The sequence below is a fragment of the Shewanella sp. SM20 genome, assembly GCF_025654545.1.
GTDB lineage: Bacteria > Pseudomonadota > Gammaproteobacteria > Enterobacterales > Shewanellaceae > Shewanella > Shewanella oncorhynchi.
This window is the reverse complement of sequence record NZ_JAKKRK010000073.1, coordinates 1-17,506: the sequence shown is the minus strand read 5'-3', so window position 1 is coordinate 17,506 and position 17,506 is coordinate 1. Positions and strand designations below refer to the sequence as shown.

Below are 17,506 nucleotides of genomic sequence, written 5' to 3'. Positions count from 1 at the left end.
CTATCGCCGTGTCACTGTATTGAAATCCCCGACCTCGACCACCATGGTGTTCAGTGTGACACCAGAGGTTGAGCGCCTGCTCGTCTATCCAAAAAGTCAGTGAGCCTCGGTTGGTCAACGCCTTGTTATATTCCGGCCAATTGGTAATGCGAGATTTAGATTTGCCCATCTGATAGCGGTTCCTGCGTGGTATTCACAGGATCTGATCGCATCTGAGACGGAAGGTTCATTCATTTAGGCAACAACGCCTTACTGAATAAGTATAACGGTGGGTCGCCTTGAACACTGTTAATTGCTCGAAATTGAATCAAATGCTAAAATCTAAGGTAAGGACATCCTTATGAGTAACTACATAGTGTCACCTGAAACGTTTATTTTGTATTCATTAGCTGGTTTTTCTGTTGCGACTTTAATGCTCGTAGCAGTAGGTTGTTTCGCCATCAGGCAAGATAAAAACAAACAACCTAATAAATAACACAGTTATAAACAACTTACCCTTGAGGGACACTCCCTCAAGGGCGTGTGTTCCTCTAAATTTAGAGAGAAACACACGAACAATGATGCTTGGCCACATGGCATTAGTTCAATATCTCCAGAACTTCCCAATGCGTCTTATCTGTCGTCTGCAACTAGGGTGAAAACTATGCTAAATATTGATGATCCTACACAAACCGAACGAACTCATGCGTTATGGCGACTAGGCTTTAGACCTTTTTTTCTTGGGGGAGCAATATTAGCTGCGTTATATATCCCTTTGTGGTTACTAACATGGTTTACTCCTCAATATAGTTTTTTTCCTTCATCTTTTTGGAGTAAAGTATTGCCCCTATGGTGGCATCCACATGAAATGTTGTTCGGTTTTGCAATCGCAATTGTCTGTGGTTTTTTACTTACTGCGGTTCAAAATTGGACAAATCAACCCACATTAAAGGGATGGCCACTTGCGTTGACCTTTAGTTGCTGGTTGCTGGCACGATTATTACTGTTACTCCCTATTCAAGTTCCACTAATTTTGCCGGCATTATTTGATTCATTGTTCCTTGGTATGGCAAGCCTTACCCTATGGCGCTGCATTTATAAGGTGAAGCAATGGCGCAATATTGGTTTTCCGATTATGTTGTTTGCAGCACTCGTGATTAACAATGTCAGCTATTACGCTTTATTTGAACGCGACTTCATCCTTGCCAATCAAATTTGGCAGGCCATGTTATGGTGGTTAGCCTTACTTATCACCATAGTTGGTGGGCGTGTCATTCCATTCTTTACCGCGATGCGCATTAAGGCCACTAAAGCAGATCCCTTAACTTGGGTTGAATACCCGCTGATCCTGACGATGATCTTGCTCGTCATTCAATCACTCATCCACCTTATACCTCAGGAAGTCGAGCGAGGCTTACTACTCATTACAGGGCTCTTGCATCTAGTCCGATTTGCACGCTGGCTGCCCCATAAAACACTGAAAGAACCCATGCTGTGGTCCTTACATATTGCTTACCTCATGCTACCAATCAGCCTGTTGGCCATGAGTTGGTATCTTGATAATGAATATGCCTATCGCAGTTTGCTTCATCTATTTGCCATTGGTTGTATGGCGACCTTGTGTCTTTCAATGATTTCTAGAGTGTCACTCGGACACACGAGCCGAAATATTTATGAAGGCCCGAAAATGATCTTAGCATTTATCTGCCTACCATTAGCGGCACTGCTCAGGGCATTGATGCCCATCTGGTTTCCGGCCCACTCCCAAGTATGGTTATGGTTGGCTGGCACTTGCTGGTTTATCGCATTTGCACTGTTTGTATGGCACTATTTGCCAATACTCTCTCGCCCTCGTATTGATGGGCGCCCAGGTTAATATTGATGTTAGGACAAAAGGTTACAAAGTGAAAACTTATTTTAAAACAGTTACATTGCTAAAATTGATTTGCTTGTTCGTCATCACTACATGTACATCTGTAGCGGCTTCCGATACTAGCAATAAACAAAAATATCCTAACCAATATCAATCTTGGCAAGCCACCTCTGAACAAGTTGAACGCGAGGATATGCTCGCCAATTATCCCGCCAGCATCATACTCTGGGCAGGATCTTCCTATGCCAAAGAGTACCATAGCCCACGTGGACACCATTTTGCCGTTGCCGATGTGACGCATACTTTACGTACGGGTACGCCACCTAAAGCAGGAGAGAATGGGTTATCCGCCAGTTGTTGGACCTGCAAGACACCGGATGCCTCTAGATTGATTGAACAACTGGGATTTGAAGGATACTCCGCTAAAAACTTTACCGATCTGGGCAAAGAGATCCAAAGCGTAGTGTATTGCAGTGACTGCCATGAATCTGGCACTCATAAATTAGCCTTACCTCGCCCTCATGCGCAAGATGCGATGGCTAAAATTCATCTGCCATTCGATAAACAAGATATTAATATGCAAGGTGCGCAGGTTTGTGGTCAATGTCATGTCACTTACTATTTCCGTCCGGAAAAAAGTAATGTTGTCAACATTCCCTGGATATTTGGCAATACCGCTGATGATATTGAAAAATACTATGACACTCGCCGCTTCTTCGAATGGATCCATCCTCTTTCGAAAACGCCCATACTCAAAGCACGTCATCCTGAGTTTGAACACTGGAGTCGCAGTAAACATGCCGAAGTCGGTGTCACTTGCATTACCTGCCATATGCCTACCCAGCAGGATGCAAAAGGTGTTGAATTTACGAGCCATAAAGTTGATAAGGCCTTACCGCACTTTGATAGTAGCTGCAGCGGCTGCCATAGCAGCAAAACCAAAATCGAAACTAAACTCGCGGCGAATAAGTTAACTATTGAAACAAAAGCCCGCGAAGTGGAAGCTTTACTCGTCAAGGCTCATTACGAAGCCAAAGCAGCATGGGATGCCGGTGCTAAATGGGAGAATATGAATGAGCCCATTATGGCGATACGACACAGTCAGTGGCGCTGGGACTTTGCCATGTCTTCACATGGTTTGTATGCACATAATCCACAAGAAGGTAAGCAGCTTTTAGATAAAGCCATTGAACAAGCGAACGAAGCACGTCATCTGCTCGCTGGAATATTGAAGCAACTTAACGTTACTCAAGTTAGCTATCCAGATATCAGTACTAAGGAAAAGGCCCATCAAGCAATAGGGTTAGTAGAGACTGATTTAATTAAAGAAAAACAAAAGTTTATTCAGAATGATGTTAAGAAACACTGGCAACCAGTTAGTCAATATGGTTATTAGTGAGATTTAGTATTGCTAGTAGGGCGTTCGGAATTCAGCATCAGGCTAAAATTAAATGTCTAAGCATGCTGTCTAAACGCCCTTTAATGTATTAGTTCAGACTAGATCTGACACATCGTCTTCAAAATATGAGAGTTAGAGACTATAAAAGGCTATTTATTATAACGACACACGGTTGCTGTACATGAGCATAAACTGCCTCATGGCAGGCTTCCAATCTCGTAGTGGCATTGTCCACTTTTTAGCAATCTGGTGTAAAGCCAGATACAGCAACTTCAGCACCGCGTCATCACTCGGAAACGACCGCCTGGTCTTGGTCACCTGACGTAGGCTGGCATTGAGTGATTCGATGGCGTTGGTGGTGTAAATCACCTTGCGGATTTCCGGGGGACAGTCGAAGAAAACGCTAAGCCTTGTCCAGTTTTCGCGCCAAGATTTGCTGATACTTGGTTGCTGCTTATCCTACGTCTCGGCAAATTGCTTCAGGGCTAGTTCGATTTGCTGCAACGGCTTTACGCTCTTTCCAACTGACAAAGTGCAGGCTGTTGCGGATTTGATGCACGATGCACAGCTGTACCTGCGTTTTAGGGTAAACCGCTTATATCGCATCCGGTAAGCCCTCAAGGCCATCAACGCAGGCGATCAAGATATCTTCTACACCGCGGTTTTTAACGAACAGCGCGAAATTCTCCGACCATAGCTTATGAGCCAAAGCTATTGACATCCTCCTCGCCGTAAACGACGAGGATTCCTACTGCGGTTAGGCGCGAACGCCGGACTCGCTTCGGTGGGTTCCTGCTGCTGGCGGCATTGTTGCACCACTCACTTCACAGGCTAATCGGGCGTGTCCCGCCCTTAATACATTGATCGCGCCGACGACATCGGCGTTTTCTTCAAAGCCACATTCCACACAGGCAAACCGAGCTTGCGTGGCGCGGTTATCCTTCGATATGTGACCACAGCACGGACACGTCCGGCTGGTGTTTTTCGGTGGAACGGCGATCAGGTGGCCGCCATTCCATGCCAGCTTGTAATCGAGCTGGCGACGGAACTCAAACCAGCCTTGATCAAGAATGGCTTTATTCAGGCCTGACTTCGCCCTAACATTCCTACCCTGTTGCTCGGCGGTTCCTGCCGCTGATTTTGACATGTTTTTGACCTGCAAATCTTCAATACAGACTATCGCGTGGTTTTTGCTAATGTCGTTTGATATTTTATGCAGGTAGTCACGGCGGCTGTTGCCGATATTGGAATGAATGCGCTGAACTTTGGCTTTGGCCTTTTTCCAGTTATTGCTGAATTTTACCTTGCGGCTCATGGCCTGCTGCGCCTTGCGCAAAGCGGTTTCGTGCCGTTTGAAACTGTTGAGCGGGGCGTAGAAACGGCCATCGGACAGGGTGGCAAAGCGGGCAATGCCCATGTCAATGCCGATGGCATCGCCCTGATGCACGGCAATTTCAACTTCCCGCTCGGTCTGGATCGATACATACCACTTACCACAAACCTGACTGACCGTGACGTTTTTAATCTCACCTTCCACCGTCCGACTGTTGCGGTAACGCAGCCAGCCGAGCTTGGGCAGGAAGAGTCGATTATTGCCTTGCTCCAGTTTCACCCCTTGTGGATAGCGAAAGCTATCTGACTGACCCTTCTTTTTGAAGCGCGGGAAGTCTGCTCGTTTGGCAAAGAAATTTTTGTACGCCCGATCTAAATCTTTCAGCGACTGTTGCAGCGTTTGAGAAGGTGAATCAGACAGCCATTTTGTTTCTGGCTCTGCTTTCCATTGTGGTAACAGATTATTCAGTTCAAAGGCCGATAGTTTCTTTTCACCCTGCTCATGTCGTTCTTTTTGCAACGCCAGCGCCTTGTTATAGACAAACCGACAAGCACCGGAGAAGCGGCGCATCTGGCGCTGCTGCTCTCCAGTGACAATCAGTTCGAATTTGTAGGCTTGCAGTCGTTGCATGGCTTGCTCATACTGTGTCAATACAACTCAATTATAGATTGGTCTATGGAAATTGAAAGCGATTTAAGGCATGGCAGGCATTGTGTTTTTAAAATGCACGTTCATTTGGTCTTTGTAACAAAATACCGACGAAATGTCTTTACCAAAGAAGTGCTGGATGATCTAAAAATCTTTTTTGAAAAGGTCTGTCTTGATTTTGAATCAGAGCTGGTTGAGTTCGACGGTGAAGACGACCATGTGCATTTGTTGGTGAATTACCCGCCGAAGGTGGCCGTGTCGAATCTGGTTAACAGTCTCAAAGGTGTATCCAGCCGGATGATCCGAAAAAAGAATTACCCTTCGATCAAAAAGAAACTCTGGGGAGGTGCGCTCTGGTCGCCCAGTTATTTTGCGGGGAGCTGTGGTGGTGCGCCAATTGAGATCATCCGGCAGTATATTGAGCAGCAACAAACTCCGGCGTAGCCCTCAGAACGGCTTCGCCGTTGCGCTATTCATCCTCGCCCTGAACGGCGAGGTTTTCCGCGCTATCCGATAAGTACTGCATTAGTTACTTGTGAGATAAAGGTCGGCGAGACTTCAACACCATAGGTTTCTTCAAAGTGGGCTTGGATATCACGGGTAGACATGCCTCTGGCGTAAAGCGAGACGATGTGCTAATCAAAGCCGCCGAGCTGTTTCTCGCCTTTCTTGATGAGCTTAGGCTCAAAGCTGCCATTTCGGTCTCGCAGTGGGTCAAGCTCAATGTCGCCGTGAATAGTGCGTACTGATTTACGGCTTTTACCGTTAAGGGAGTTGCCAGTATTTTTACCGGCCGCATCATGTTTGGCATAACCAAGATGCTGCTCCATCTCGGCTTCAAGAGCACGCTCAGCAAGCTTTTTAGTCAACTGCTTAAGGATACCTTGCTCACCAAGCAGGTCTTGAGGGGATTTGTAATCAGCTAATAACTAATCGATAAGCTGGTCTGATACTGGCATTCTTTTTTCCTTTCAAATACATGGATAGAATGCCACTTACACAGATCTTTTTATACTCTCACTTTTATTAATGCTTATATAGCTAATCGTGGGGCTATGGCTCAGTTATTTGAAACTGAGTAATTCGATCGTGTGATCCATCTTACTGCACAGGCAAGTGTGCGTTATTCGATAGAAAACCCTCACGTTTATGCGGATGCAAACCTTGTTGGTCACCTAAATATTCTTGTGGGATGTCATCAAACCAAAGTCAAACATTTAGTTTATGCATATTCTAGTTCAGTCTATGCAGTAACGAGTCATCTAGAGCAGCGGATATGGCAGCATAAAAACGCTATTATTGATGGATTTACCCATAAATATAAAGTTGATCAGTTAGTGTACTTTGAGTCTCATCAATCTATGTATGAGGCTATCACTAGAGAAAAACAGCTGAAAAAATGGCGTCGTGAATGGAACATTGAGCTGATTAATTCACAAAATCCAACGTGGCAAGATTTATGGTACACGGTAATATCTGGATCCCCGCGTCCGCGAGGATGAAAGTGTAAAGGGGGGAGGATGACGGTGTGAAAGCGAGGATGGCCGCCTAAGAGTGGCTAGGATGACAACGTAACAGAAATCGGCTTTTTCCGTAATCCGTCCTCCGTCAGCGCAGCGTTCCGTCAATTGTGAACTAAGCGTTCTGTTATCTAGGAAGGTTACTTTGCAATTTTTAGGACGTCCCTTTGTTCCTACTAAGGCTAATGCAGAGCCATTTGGTTGGATTATCACTTTTGAAATTGAGCGGTTCACCAGGGGGGCAGAGCAATAAATCGTAGCGTTCAAGCTCAGTTAAATGGCCATTCTGGTCCCATATAACGGGTTCTAAACACAAGAGTAATTGCAGTGGCATGCAAACGTTTTGCTCCTGTGTTGTGTCGAGTGTGTTTTCGCTTGAATCAGAGATAAAAGTGTCGTTAATGCAGATTTTTTCGATATTGGAGCTATATTTGTCCCGTTTGGTCATAACATTGAAATCGAGAACTGGGTCATCCAGTAATTGGCTCTCAATTTGAGTTTCACCCTTAAAATTAAACGGGGCATTATTGGGGGTTAATAGGGTGCTGCTATTGAGGCTATCTCCTTGAATGTGCAGTTTGAGTCCTTCACCTTCGAGTAAGCATAGTTGCCTATCTATGCCGATAAATAGTGAGAAAGGGCCGCTGCTCGAAACGCTGGCTATGCTTATCCGATAATCAAAATCAGATAAATCCGCATGGCTTGGGGAAATCAGTAACTGTTTGGTACTGCCTCCGCCATTTTTCCATGTTGTTGATGGGCATTCCCGATAACGGATAAGTTGCATATTTTTTATCAACCTTTCTTCTTCAATACATAATGCTCGGCAAGTTCACCGGTAATGCGTTTGCCCTCAGTGTCTAGCATGATGAGTTGGTTTTCACCGACCAAATATTGACTACCATCCGCTAGGGTGATGTTGCGCCCTTGTTCATCCCAAACTGCGGTGCCTGTTACTTTGAAAATCCGCTCATCTTTGCCTAAATAAACAGTCTTTAGCTCGAAGCTGTTATCTGCCCGCAGGCTGATATGGGTTTGGATCCCCTCACAGCTTGCACAGGGAACGACGCCTTCATATTCACCGGGCCAGTCGAGTGCATTTTTGCTGGTATCGCCAAGGGAAATGCTGGCCGTTGCCTCGGTTTGTGCCGCCGTATTTGCACTTGGTTGTGCGGGCTCTGAGCAGGCGGTGGTGAACAGGGCTAAAAAGGTGATTGTTAAGAGTGATTTGTTCATACTCGATCCCATTTGTTGAGTAAAATTTAGCATGTCAGTTGTTATCATACTCGGCAAGGTGTATTGAGCAAAATTTCTCTTATTATCATGTTATAACAATGTGTTATTTGCACCTCGATTGTTTATTTAGCTGATGGAACTTGCCCTTGGTGAAGATAAATTGTTGGAGTGATTGCATGCTCTCGCTCTGATTTTTCACTCTAACGACTCATCATTTGAGTTGAATAATGGCACTTCACTCCTCGTTTCGTGTTTATGAATTGGCAATAGAGAACAAAATTTAATCTCGAAATGTCAACATGGCCTCGTCACTTCCTAGATTGAATCTATACTAAAATCTATCTCTTAGCGCTTGGGAGGTGGGCTTGTGGCGTTATCCAAAAACAATACAGAATCTTTAGGTGGATCAATATCATTATGACGCGCATGTTAGACAGAATTCTATTCGATGTGAGTAAGTCCCAGGTGATCGATCAGGGGGATTTAACACAGGCATCGCAGTTGATTGTGTCATCCGTCTGCAAGGGACTTAATATTTCCCGCGCCGGGATCTGGCTGTGGAGTGAAGATCACCAAAGTATTCAGTGTTTTTTCCTGCTCGATAATGCGCGCGTGCAGGAGCCATTAGTCATAACCCGCAGCCAATATCCTCATTATTTCAGCTTGCTAGATAACGAACGCACTATCGTTGCTAATCACGCGCAAACGGATCTTGCTACCCATGAGTTTTTGGCTGGGTATTTGCAGCCAAATCACATCACCTCAATGCTCGATAGCCCAATACGACGCAGTGGCAAGATGGTTGGGATTATTTGCTCTGAACATCAAGGCACACCCCGTGAATGGACTCGGGATGAAAAAGCATTTGCTTCCGCGCTAGCCGATTTGTTTGCACGTGCAATGAGTGCGAAGGAAATTTTTGATTATCAACAACAACTAAAGGCCATCAATGCGGATCTTGAAAGCCAAGTTGAACATAGAACAAAAGAATTAGAGGCGGCATTAGCTAACCTGAGTGCGACCCAAAACCACCTCGTCGAGAATGAAAAAATGGCGGCACTGGGAAGCTTAGTCGCTGGGGTCGCCCATGAGGTCAATACACCATTGGGGATAGCGGTGACGTCGGTAACCCATTGTTTAGATGAACTGGCGTTATTGAAGGGATTTTTTGAGCGTAATGAACTGGATGAAGATAAGTTTTTAAGTTTTATTAATACTATGCAAGATGGATTAGGGTTAATTGAACGCAATCTTTCACGGGCGGCTGAGTTAGTGCATAACTTTAAACGTACGGCGGCCGATCAGTCCGTTCTGGAGCGTGAACGCTTTAATCTAAAGACCTATATATTCCAAATTTTTAGCTCGTTAAGACCTTTAATGCGTAAGAAAAACATTACCTTAACCGTTGAGTTAGATGATAATATTTTTATCGACTCTTATCCCGGTGCAATTGCGCAAATATTTACTAACTTAGTGGCTAATAGTTTTCGCCATGGTTTTCCTGATGATTTTACTGGAGATAAAGCAATCACTATTCGGGTTGACAAGCTCAATGAACAAATTCGAATGATGTATCAGGATAACGGTGTGGGTATGTCCGATGAGGTTAAGGCGAAGGCGTTTGAGCCCTTTTTCACTACCGCGCGTAAGGAAGGCGGCACTGGGCTGGGTATGTCCATTATTTATAATCTGGTGACGCAGAAATTAAATGGCAGTATTTTGCTGACTTCCTCTCCCAATCAAGGCATAAAAGTCGAAATTCAGATCCCCGAGCGGTAAAGAGGACACTCGCTGGCTCGCTCTAGAACCCCCCTGTGTGGCTATAGACTCTAGCAGCGAAGCGCTCTAGTTTCTACGAACGCTGCTGTGCGGCTACGGAATGTCACTGCGTGACTGACTGTTTACAGAACGGGCTTCGCCCTGACGGAGAGTGAGCTTGCGAGCGTTCGGTAATCCGTCAATCGTAAACGAAGTGTTCTGTAATCCAGGACACTGCTTCGCAATTTCTAGCACCTAGCAAGCCTTTGGCCGGTCTGCTTTTCCCTGCGTTTGTATGCTACACTCTTTGCACTTTAGTTGATTCACTAATCCTAGATATATCAATGAGAAAAGGCATTTTACTGGCGGGGGGCACTGGCTCTCGGCTCTATCCTATGACGCAGGTTGTGTGTAAGCAACTGCTGCCAATCTATGATAAACCTATGATTTATTATCCCCTTGTCACCCTAATGCAGGCTGACATTCGGGAGATATTGATCATTTGCACTCCCCATGATTTGCCGCTTTTTCGTGCCCTGTTAGGGGATGGTACCCGTTGGGGGATTCGGCTCGAGTATGCCGAGCAGTCGTCACCAAAGGGTTTGGCTGAGGCATTAATCATTGCCGAGTCTTTTTTAGCGGGTGATGCATGTGCGCTTATCTTAGGTGATAACTTATTTTACGGTCAGCATCTTAGCGCTAACCTACAAAAAGCATTACAAATGCAATCGGGTGCGACTATCTTTGGCTATCATGTGGCGAATCCTAATGCCTATGGCGTGGTTGAATTTGATGATTCAGGAAAGGCCATTTCAATTGAAGAGAAACCCTTAGCGGCGCGGTCTTCCTACGCGATTCCCGGATTGTATTTTTTTGATAGTCGAGCCTGTGATTTTGCTAAGAGTGTGCATCCTTCGGCGCGGGGAGAGTTGGAAATTGTCGATGTGATCAGCCGATATTTGAGTTTAGGTGAACTACAAGTAGAGATTATGGGTCGAGGAACCGCCTGGCTTGATACTGGGACACCCGACGCTATGGCTGAGGCAACACAATTTATTGCCGCGATTGAAAAACGGCAAGGGCTCAAAATCAATTGCCCTGAAGAAACAGCATTTTATCTAGGCTGGATTGATGCTGTACAGCTACAAGCCTTGGCGCACCCTTTATTGAAAAGTGGTTATGGTGAGTATTTGTTAGGACTGCTTAATAAACAGGTATTTAATGAAGTGTATTGAAACTGAGCTAGCTGAGGTGCTGGTATTTGAGCCCCAGGTATTTGGCGATGAACGCGGCTTTTTTATGGAAACGTTTAGGCAATCTTATTTTGACGATTGCCTTGCCAATCGAGGACTCCCAGCCGCTGTTTTTGTTCAAGATAATCACAGCCGATCACAGCAAAATGTTCTACGGGGATTACATTATCAATTGCTGCAACCCCAAGGGAAACTTGTGCGAGTGTGTGCGGGAAGTATTTTCGATGTTGCCGTGGATATTCGTGAAAATTCATCGACCTATGGGAAATGGGTCGGTCGAATATTATCGGCCGATAATCATTTACAGATGTGGATCCCACCTGGTTTTGCCCACGGTTTTTACGTGCTGAGTGATTATGCCGATGTGATTTACCGTTGCACCGATTATTACGCGCCGCAGGATGAATATGTGCTTGCTTGGGACCATGCCGACTTTGCCATCGATTGGCCCTTGCTAGCTGCACCTATTTTATCGACGCGGGATAGCGACGCCAGCGCCGCATCATAAAACCAATCAGGCTTTGTATTAGAAGGAATGACAATGAGCTTATTATTTTCGCCTTTGACCTTAGGTCAACTCGAGTTAGCAAACCGGATTATTATTGCGCCTATGTGCCAGTATTCGGCGGAAAACGGTCAAGCAACCGATTGGCATACGATTCACTTAGGCAGCATGGCGTTATCGGGAGCGGGAATGCTCATTTTAGAGGCGACTGCTGTTTTGCCCAATGGCCGGATCTCCTATGCAGATTTAGGCCTGTGGGATGACAAAACGGAAGCGGCCTTAGATAAAACACTCAAATCTATCCGCAAGTATTCAAATATGCCGATGGCGATACAACTTGCCCATGCGGGACGTAAAGCATCAACTCGAAAACCTTGGGAAGGTGGCGGCACTATTGCCCCCGATGAACTTAATGGTTGGCAAACGATAGCCCCTTCAGCGCAGGCATTTTATCAAGACGCCGCATTACCCCAGGCGATGACGTTCGATGGCATTGATGAGCTTATCGCGGCATTTGTTAGTTCTGCGCAAAGAGCCGAACGATTAGGGCTCGATGGAATTGAAATTCATGCTGCCCATGGTTATTTGCTGCATCAGTTTTTATCACCATTATCGAACCAACGTACTGATAAATATGGTGGTAGCTTAGAGAACCGTCTGCGCTTATTGTTAGCCGTGTTTGATGCCATTAAGGCCGTTATATCGCCTAAAATGGTGCTCGGTGTGCGGATTTCGGCAACCGATTGGGTCGATGGAGGTTGGGATTTAGCCCAAAGCCTAGTCTTGGCAAAGGCATTAGAGGCCCGAGGCTGTGATTTTATCCATGTGAGTACCGGCGGGTTAAGTCCGCTGCAGCAAATCCCTGTGGCAGAACACTTTCAAGTGCCTTTTGCCGATGCCATTAAAGCTGAGGTCAATATGCCTGTGATTGCCGTGGGATTAATCACGGATGCCAATAAAGCGGAAACGATTCTGGCACAGGGGCAAGCCGATGCTATCGCGCTCGCTCGCACTATGCTCTATGACCCACATTGGCCTTGGCATGCGGCGGCAACATTAGGTGCAACGGTCAAAGCGCCGCCACAGTACTTACGCTCATCGCCCCATGGGATTAAATCACCAATAGAGTAGAGCGCTTATTGCTATTCATGGATGGGATTGAGTTTGTGATTTTTAATTTCTGTTAGGGGCAAAAAACGGGCAAGATAGTTCTTGCCCGTTTTTCGTTTTAGCTAGGTACTATTTTGCTGGTTCAACACTCGGTCTGGTATACCAGGGCGCACGAGCGTCAGTGACATCAAATAAGTTGTACTTACGGCCGAGCATTTGACCACCGTCGCGGGTCAGCGGCATCCATGATAGGAAGGCGCGGCTGTGGGTGGACTTGATGGTCATTAGATCGAATGGCACCGAAATATAGAAGCCCTTAGTAAAGCTGCCTTCACCATATTCTTCCGCCGACAGGTCAGTCTTAGTCGCAAATGCGCCGACAATCACACCGCTATCAAACTGCTTAGAAAAATCGACAGTCACACCTTTATCTTCGGCGAGATATTGGCCCGCACTCACCCTTAGCAAGGTACTTGGGAACCATTCTGGTTGGTAGTAGGCCGTTACATGCCCTGTAACAACACCCGTTTGCACTCGATATGCTCGCCCTGTGAGTGGGTCAAATTGATGCTCATCCTCGAAGAAGCCAAGCATACTATCGGGATCACGCTGTTTAGCATAGTTAACATCCAGTCCGAAGGCCCATTGGCTATTGAGTGGGCGATACATAAACTCAGTTCCCACACCGCCAAACATCATTTCTAAATATCCACCATAGGCCTGGTAGGAGATATTTTCGCTAAGATTATCCATCCAAGTCATTTGCAGGTTATTGATCCGCAGTGGATTGTCATGAACATATTGGCGGATCAAGGTGCGGACGCGTTTTAAGTCTGTGCCGTCGGGTGGTACGTCATAGAGAAACTTATCGTAGTTATCATAGAGGTTAAGATAAATTGAGCCTGCAAACTCAAAGTTATCGGTAAATCGATAACTTGCCGTGCCTGTCACCCCAATATTAAACATGTAGAAGCCTTCGGAGCCGCCAAAGGATTGCACCATAGTTGGGGAAACATCAAAACCTAAGTTATCTAACCAATCTTTATCTGTGCTGGTCACCAGTTGCCCTTGCGGCAAGCTTGGTACACTCACTTCGCTCGCATCCGTCATTTTGGCATTGAGATAACCATAGCTTGCGACGCTGGCAAATTTTTGTGCATCGATGCGTGTTTCAGTCATCGGCTGATTATAGTGGGTCTCGATTAAACGATATTCTTTAATGCGAGTGATATCGGTATTGTTTGCTAGGATTGTCGCCGCCCTATGATGGGCTTCATTTCTATCCCTAAATCGCGTCTGCTCACCAATTACGGTAATACTGTCAGTATCGAGGTAAATTTTGGCATTGTAGTAACCTGCAATCTCTCCCAGTTGCTGCGCCACTTTTGTCCAATCGACTGTGTTTGCGACGATTTGAGGCTGTATTGAGATCTCAGCAGTGGTAATTTCCGTAGTCACTTCAGTGGCAATTTCAGCCGTTGATTCTACTTTCGTGCTCGTCACTACACTGGCCGAAGAAGGCGTAGCGCTGATAGGCTCTGGTTCGGTTGAGACTTGTGTTAAAGGCGCTGCAGGCAGGGGTTGATACTTAGCCGCCGCAGGGTCGCGTTTAATTTGCGACAAGGTATTAAAATTGGTTTGTAAACTAAAGCCTAAGGTCCAAGTATTACCGCGCTCATAGCTTAAGTGCAAATCACCCCAATCACCAAAGCGGTATAGCATGCCATAGTTAAACTTGCTGTCCTGTGGCATAGGGATACCACCACGTACAACGGGGAAGTCGGATTGATAGTCGTTGCCGTCGTATTCCACTTTTAACCGTAGGGGGTCCCAGGGGGTTTGGTATTCAACGCCACCAAAGAGTGCCGCGCACCCTTTAAACCAGCGCTGGTAATCGACAGTCCCCCCTTTGCCACCATAGGAGGTGTCCCTGTCGCAATTGTAGTTGAGATCTTTTTTATCCTGGGTGAGGTTGCCGCTATTACCTATATAGCCCCAACCTATGCCTAAGGTAAAATCTAATGGACCGACCCTTTTAGTGGCAGCAATAAATTCGCCATCGAATAACCCTGTTCCACCAAAGTCGCGCACACCTATGGAGGTTTCAGGTAGCCAATTTGTTTCTTCAAATAGACGAACTTTAAAGTCGATACCTTTATCTGTGTATTTAGTGTTACCACTAAAACTAGGGTCACTGCTGTATAACAGATCTTGCACTTGGGTGTATCGTACCGTGGTTTCAAACCAAGGGAATAACTGTACCGATGCGCTAAAGTGCTGATAGTCATCGTTATAGCTAGTTGCAAAATTAAATTCACCCTCGGGAGCCATACGTCCCGTGGGCATTTGCATTAGACCCACACCACCAAAATCAGATTGCGAAGGTAGCAGCGTTGGATAAGCAAATTCATCAGCGGAGGCATGTAACAGTGGCAAGAGTGCCAGCGAAAGCGCAGATAAACGGCCTAAGGTATGGATGGAATGGCTAGGCTTTTTCATTACAGAGTCCGATTCTTGAGTAATTCAATGATGTTTTCATTTAAATTGGCGTAGCCATCAAATAGGCTTGAAAACTCAACAAAAAGTGTTGCACCAGGGGCGATATCCTGTGCTTGGTGATTCCAATAGGCGATAGGTTGTCTAATTGCGTTGCCATCGGGTTGAATAATCCAAACAAAGCTGGTTTCTGCGTTCTCGAGTAAACCTGCTTGTTTTAGGTAATCTTTACTGCTCGCTTGGCTCTGCCATGGCATATTGCCTGTTTGAGAGACAGCGCCAACAAGTGTAATCGTGCTGGGACGAGGGGGGAGAACGAGTTGATATTTACCCTCGATAATGGCGTTATAAGACTCGGTAATACGAATCGCATCAATATCTAAGGGCTGCATGACTCGCTGCCCCAGCTTAATGCCACGTAAAAACTGCGCTAATTGGGCAAGCTTAGTAATGTAGTGACTATCATTCGTAGCTTCTCCCATTTGCGCGAGCTGAGAGAGTACTTGTTGGCGTTTAGTTTCTAATACTGCGGTATTTTCAAGATCCACTAAGGCTGCGCCTAACCAGTAAATAGGCATAACCTCTTTGTTATTCGTTTTATTATAGAGAGGCAGTTGTTGTAATCCATCTTGCACTGTTTGCCCAATACGAATGCCAGTAGGATAAACGATATGCAGTGGTGCATCTTGAGTCGAGGAGGTTGTTACAAACAGCTGAGTTTCGGCATAAGCCACTGTCGAGAATACTGAACTCACTAGCAGCGCCAAAGGTGTTAAATAGGATTTCATCGTGTCTCCTAAGACGCAAATGGCTTGAGTAAGATAATGTCGATAAAAGGCAGATTAGGCGCAATTTTCTGACGACTTTTTACCACATGCCCATTATCTGGCTTTAGCCAAAAATCATTTTGATATTGAATATTTAGACCTTCAACAGATACCGTTTCGCTATAGTGTAATAGCTGCGTTGGGGTATCGTTGATCAGGACGTTTTCGTCGGCAATCAATTTAAATTGAGAAGTCACTTTATAACCATAGTGGTACCCAGGTTGCCAGTCGAGTGTGCGAGTCCAGGTTTTGGGGGTGTTGTCTAAATGCAAACCTAGCACAATAGGATCAGGCTCATGGCTTTCTACTGCAGCTAAATTACCCTCCAGCAGATTATGGGTTTTAATTAAGCGTCCATTGACTGTCACTAACATACCATTATCTGCAGATAACCATTTTAGCTCTGTGGTGTCAGGCTCTGGTCTAACATGGGAAAGGGTCATTTTAGGTTCTGCAAAGGCTAAAACCACAAATGCCTGAGGGGTGTCGCCTATCTTGGCATAAATACTGGCATAGGGATTCGATTTCACTTGTTCAGACGTGAGCTTAACGTCATCTTCACCGAGAAATGCTAATTTGATGGTATCGTTGAGGGCGCTAATTCGTTGACTACAACCCGTTATGCCCATCAATACGGTGGAAATGGTTAGTAGTCGCAATAGATTTTTATTTATACGCATCCGAGTTGCTTATTCTCAATAGTAATAAATATCAAATGTAGAGAGATGTGAGAGTGATTTCAATAAATGGAATTATTTCTACTCTTCTCTGGGTGAACAAAAAAAACAACCGCCGATAGGCGGTTGTTTTTAATTATCCAAGATGGATTAGTTAGCACCAGAATTTGAAGTCGTTGTAGTTCCAGTGCTGGTGATTGGGTTACCATCAGAGCCGTTAGAGGCTACAACAACACCCGCAACAACTGCACCCGCAGCGATTGCACCCGCAGCAAGACCACCAACAGCACCACCAGTGGTTGCGCCACCAGTTGCAGTACCTGCTTCAGTTTCTGCAGCGTTAACAGATACAGAAGCGAACATAGTTAAAGCAGTAACAAGTGCTAATGAAGTTTTTTTCATCGTGATTCCCTTTTAGAAAAAATTAACCTAATTTTTAGCTAATCTAGTACGGCATGATAGGCGATTCAAGTGCAATATTCAATGTTAAATTTATTTAAGTATTCCAACTTTTGACTGATATTTAGTCTTGCACTTAAGAAATACTCCTTATTTTTTAATGTGTTTTGGAGATTGTGATACGAATTAAGATAGGCCTAATGAATGCTTTTTCCTTATATCATTTTCAATGTACATATACAAAGTCCTGAAGGATCCCCTCATAAATCAGCCATAGCATAGCCATATTTGAGCAACTGATTGGCGAATAATACCCAGGCCGCCAGCAATTCTTTCTCCGTGATTTGATAATCAGGCCGCCTGAGTACCTCCAATCCCAAGCGAATCGTTGAGAGTACCGTTCGATGCCCAATGGTATTGGCCTGAAAATGCTTATCCCAGCCCTGTTGCTGTGCGTGTAAACCAACTAGCCACAACAGGCATTGAACCATCA

Annotated in this window: 16 protein-coding genes and 4 pseudogenes; 9 read left to right on the top strand and 11 right to left on the bottom strand. The window is 45.3% G+C overall.

Annotation, left to right across the window (positions count from 1 at the left end; all coding sequences use genetic code 11):
- Positions 1–169, bottom strand: a 169-nt coding sequence (locus tag L5M18_RS21200; protein ID WP_011711619.1) for a transposase, incomplete at its 3' end; no start/stop codon positions are given.
- A gap of 474 nt (positions 170–643) precedes the next feature.
- Between L5M18_RS21200 and L5M18_RS21195 the strand changes: the two genes are divergently transcribed.
- Both L5M18_RS21195 and L5M18_RS21190 read left to right on the top strand, forming a co-directional pair.
- On the top strand, positions 644–1,855 hold the full coding sequence (locus L5M18_RS21195) for an NnrS family protein (protein WP_263198526.1): 1,212 nt from the start codon (positions 644–646) through the stop codon (positions 1,853–1,855).
- Positions 1,839–3,248 carry an ammonia-forming cytochrome c nitrite reductase subunit c552 gene (locus L5M18_RS21190; RefSeq protein ID WP_263198528.1) on the top strand — a complete coding sequence of 470 codons (1,410 nt, stop codon included), beginning with the start codon at positions 1,839–1,841 and terminating at the stop codon, positions 3,246–3,248. Before L5M18_RS21195 ends, L5M18_RS21190 begins: the two co-directional genes overlap by 17 nt.
- Before the next feature lie 159 nt (positions 3,249–3,407).
- On the opposite strand, the pseudogene L5M18_RS21185 reads toward L5M18_RS21190, so the two are convergent.
- Positions 3,408–3,921 (bottom strand): annotated as a pseudogene (locus tag L5M18_RS21185) (transposase); the annotation flags it as partial.
- Between the two features lie 87 nt (positions 3,922–4,008).
- Positions 4,009–5,214: an RNA-guided endonuclease InsQ/TnpB family protein gene (locus tag L5M18_RS21180; protein ID WP_086904945.1), complete on the bottom strand. Its 1,206-nt coding sequence runs from the start codon at positions 5,212–5,214 to the stop codon at positions 4,009–4,011.
- 45 nt (positions 5,215–5,259) lie between these two features.
- On the opposite strand from L5M18_RS21180, the gene tnpA reads away from it, so the two are divergent.
- Positions 5,260–5,676, top strand: a complete 417-nt coding sequence (gene tnpA, locus L5M18_RS21175) for an IS200/IS605 family transposase (RefSeq protein WP_037426855.1) — start codon at positions 5,260–5,262, stop codon at positions 5,674–5,676.
- 71 nt (positions 5,677–5,747) lie between these two features.
- Here tnpA and L5M18_RS21170 read toward each other — a convergent pair.
- A pseudogene (locus tag L5M18_RS21170) lies at positions 5,748–6,191 on the bottom strand (transposase); the annotation flags it as partial.
- A 63-nt stretch (positions 6,192–6,254) separates the two neighbouring features.
- Between L5M18_RS21170 and L5M18_RS23445 the strand changes: the two are divergent.
- Positions 6,255–6,491, top strand: a pseudogene (locus L5M18_RS23445) (NAD-dependent epimerase/dehydratase family protein); the annotation flags it as partial.
- 15 nt (positions 6,492–6,506) lie between these two features.
- Positions 6,507–6,734, top strand: a complete 228-nt coding sequence (locus L5M18_RS23440; protein WP_411028100.1) for a GIY-YIG nuclease family protein — start codon at positions 6,507–6,509, stop codon at positions 6,732–6,734.
- Positions 6,735–6,906: 172 nt separating this feature from the next.
- Here L5M18_RS23440 and L5M18_RS21160 read toward each other — a convergent pair whose 3' ends face one another.
- Positions 6,907–7,539, bottom strand: a complete 633-nt coding sequence (locus L5M18_RS21160) for a HutD family protein (RefSeq protein ID WP_232005158.1) — start codon at positions 7,537–7,539, stop codon at positions 6,907–6,909.
- An 8-nt stretch (positions 7,540–7,547) separates the two neighbouring features.
- Positions 7,548–7,988: a copper resistance protein NlpE gene (locus L5M18_RS21155; RefSeq protein ID WP_263198524.1), complete on the bottom strand. Its 441-nt coding sequence runs from the start codon at positions 7,986–7,988 to the stop codon at positions 7,548–7,550.
- Between the two features lie 417 nt (positions 7,989–8,405).
- Here L5M18_RS21155 and L5M18_RS21150 point away from each other — a divergent pair, with 417 nt between their 5' ends.
- The 4 genes from L5M18_RS21150 (at position 8,406) to L5M18_RS21135 (ending at position 12,635) form a co-directional block, all read left to right on the top strand.
- On the top strand, positions 8,406–9,767 hold the full coding sequence (locus L5M18_RS21150; protein ID WP_115014265.1) for a sensor histidine kinase: 1,362 nt from the start codon (positions 8,406–8,408) through the stop codon (positions 9,765–9,767).
- A gap of 323 nt (positions 9,768–10,090) precedes the next feature.
- The gene (gene rfbA / locus L5M18_RS21145) at positions 10,091–10,981 is read left to right on the top strand and encodes a glucose-1-phosphate thymidylyltransferase RfbA (RefSeq protein ID WP_115014267.1); all 891 of its coding nucleotides are present in this window, start codon (positions 10,091–10,093) and stop codon (positions 10,979–10,981) included.
- On the top strand, positions 10,968–11,507 hold the full coding sequence (rfbC, locus tag L5M18_RS21140) for a dTDP-4-dehydrorhamnose 3,5-epimerase (protein ID WP_014610875.1): 540 nt from the start codon (positions 10,968–10,970) through the stop codon (positions 11,505–11,507). The genes rfbA and rfbC overlap by 14 nt, the downstream gene beginning before the upstream one ends.
- Positions 11,508–11,540: 33 nt before the next feature.
- The gene (locus L5M18_RS21135) at positions 11,541–12,635 is read left to right on the top strand and encodes an NADH:flavin oxidoreductase/NADH oxidase (RefSeq protein WP_115014269.1); all 1,095 of its coding nucleotides are present in this window, start codon (positions 11,541–11,543) and stop codon (positions 12,633–12,635) included.
- A gap of 108 nt (positions 12,636–12,743) precedes the next feature.
- On the opposite strand, the gene L5M18_RS21130 is transcribed toward L5M18_RS21135, so the two are convergent.
- The 5 genes and pseudogenes from L5M18_RS21130 to L5M18_RS21110 all read right to left on the bottom strand — a co-directional run.
- A complete protein-coding gene (locus tag L5M18_RS21130) occupies positions 12,744–15,113 on the bottom strand; it encodes a YjbH domain-containing protein (RefSeq protein ID WP_263198521.1) in 2,370 nt (789 codons plus the stop codon).
- Complete coding sequence (locus tag L5M18_RS21125) at positions 15,113–15,898, bottom strand: capsule biosynthesis GfcC family protein (RefSeq protein WP_263198520.1); 786 nt, start codon at positions 15,896–15,898, stop codon at positions 15,113–15,115. Before L5M18_RS21125 ends, L5M18_RS21130 begins: the two co-directional genes overlap by 1 nt.
- Before the next feature lie 8 nt (positions 15,899–15,906).
- Positions 15,907–16,617, bottom strand: a complete 711-nt coding sequence (locus L5M18_RS21120) for a YjbF family lipoprotein (protein WP_263198519.1) — start codon at positions 16,615–16,617, stop codon at positions 15,907–15,909.
- Between the two features lie 147 nt (positions 16,618–16,764).
- Positions 16,765–17,016, bottom strand: coding sequence for a hypothetical protein (locus L5M18_RS21115; protein ID WP_263198517.1), 252 nt, complete (start codon positions 17,014–17,016; stop codon positions 16,765–16,767).
- 257 nt (positions 17,017–17,273) lie between these two features.
- A pseudogene (locus L5M18_RS21110) lies at positions 17,274–17,506 on the bottom strand (IS4 family transposase); the annotation flags it as partial.

What these genes read in the sequence shown, in the direction of transcription:
- L5M18_RS21195 (WP_263198526.1), top strand. Translation starts at nt 644, where the DNA reads ATGCTAAATATTGATGATCCTACACAAACCGAACGAACTCATGCGTTA.
- L5M18_RS21190 (WP_263198528.1), top strand. Translation starts at nt 1,839, where the DNA reads ATGGGCGCCCAGGTTAATATTGATGTTAGGACAAAAGGTTACAAAGTG.
- L5M18_RS21180 (WP_086904945.1), bottom strand. Translation starts at nt 5,214, where the DNA reads ATGCAACGACTGCAAGCCTACAAATTCGAACTGATTGTCACTGGAGAG.
- tnpA (WP_037426855.1), top strand. Translation starts at nt 5,260, where the DNA reads ATGGAAATTGAAAGCGATTTAAGGCATGGCAGGCATTGTGTTTTTAAA.
- L5M18_RS21160 (WP_232005158.1), bottom strand. Translation starts at nt 7,539, where the DNA reads ATGCAACTTATCCGTTATCGGGAATGCCCATCAACAACATGGAAAAAT.
- L5M18_RS21155 (WP_263198524.1), bottom strand. Translation starts at nt 7,988, where the DNA reads ATGAACAAATCACTCTTAACAATCACCTTTTTAGCCCTGTTCACCACC.
- L5M18_RS21150 (WP_115014265.1), top strand. Translation starts at nt 8,406, where the DNA reads ATGACGCGCATGTTAGACAGAATTCTATTCGATGTGAGTAAGTCCCAG.
- rfbA (WP_115014267.1), top strand. Translation starts at nt 10,091, where the DNA reads ATGAGAAAAGGCATTTTACTGGCGGGGGGCACTGGCTCTCGGCTCTAT.
- rfbC (WP_014610875.1), top strand. Translation starts at nt 10,968, where the DNA reads ATGAAGTGTATTGAAACTGAGCTAGCTGAGGTGCTGGTATTTGAGCCC.
- L5M18_RS21135 (WP_115014269.1), top strand. Translation starts at nt 11,541, where the DNA reads ATGAGCTTATTATTTTCGCCTTTGACCTTAGGTCAACTCGAGTTAGCA.
- L5M18_RS21130 (WP_263198521.1), bottom strand. Translation starts at nt 15,113, where the DNA reads ATGAAAAAGCCTAGCCATTCCATCCATACCTTAGGCCGTTTATCTGCG.
- L5M18_RS21125 (WP_263198520.1), bottom strand. Translation starts at nt 15,898, where the DNA reads ATGAAATCCTATTTAACACCTTTGGCGCTGCTAGTGAGTTCAGTATTC.
- L5M18_RS21120 (WP_263198519.1), bottom strand. Translation starts at nt 16,617, where the DNA reads ATGCGTATAAATAAAAATCTATTGCGACTACTAACCATTTCCACCGTA.
- L5M18_RS21115 (WP_263198517.1), bottom strand. Translation starts at nt 17,016, where the DNA reads ATGAAAAAAACTTCATTAGCACTTGTTACTGCTTTAACTATGTTCGCT.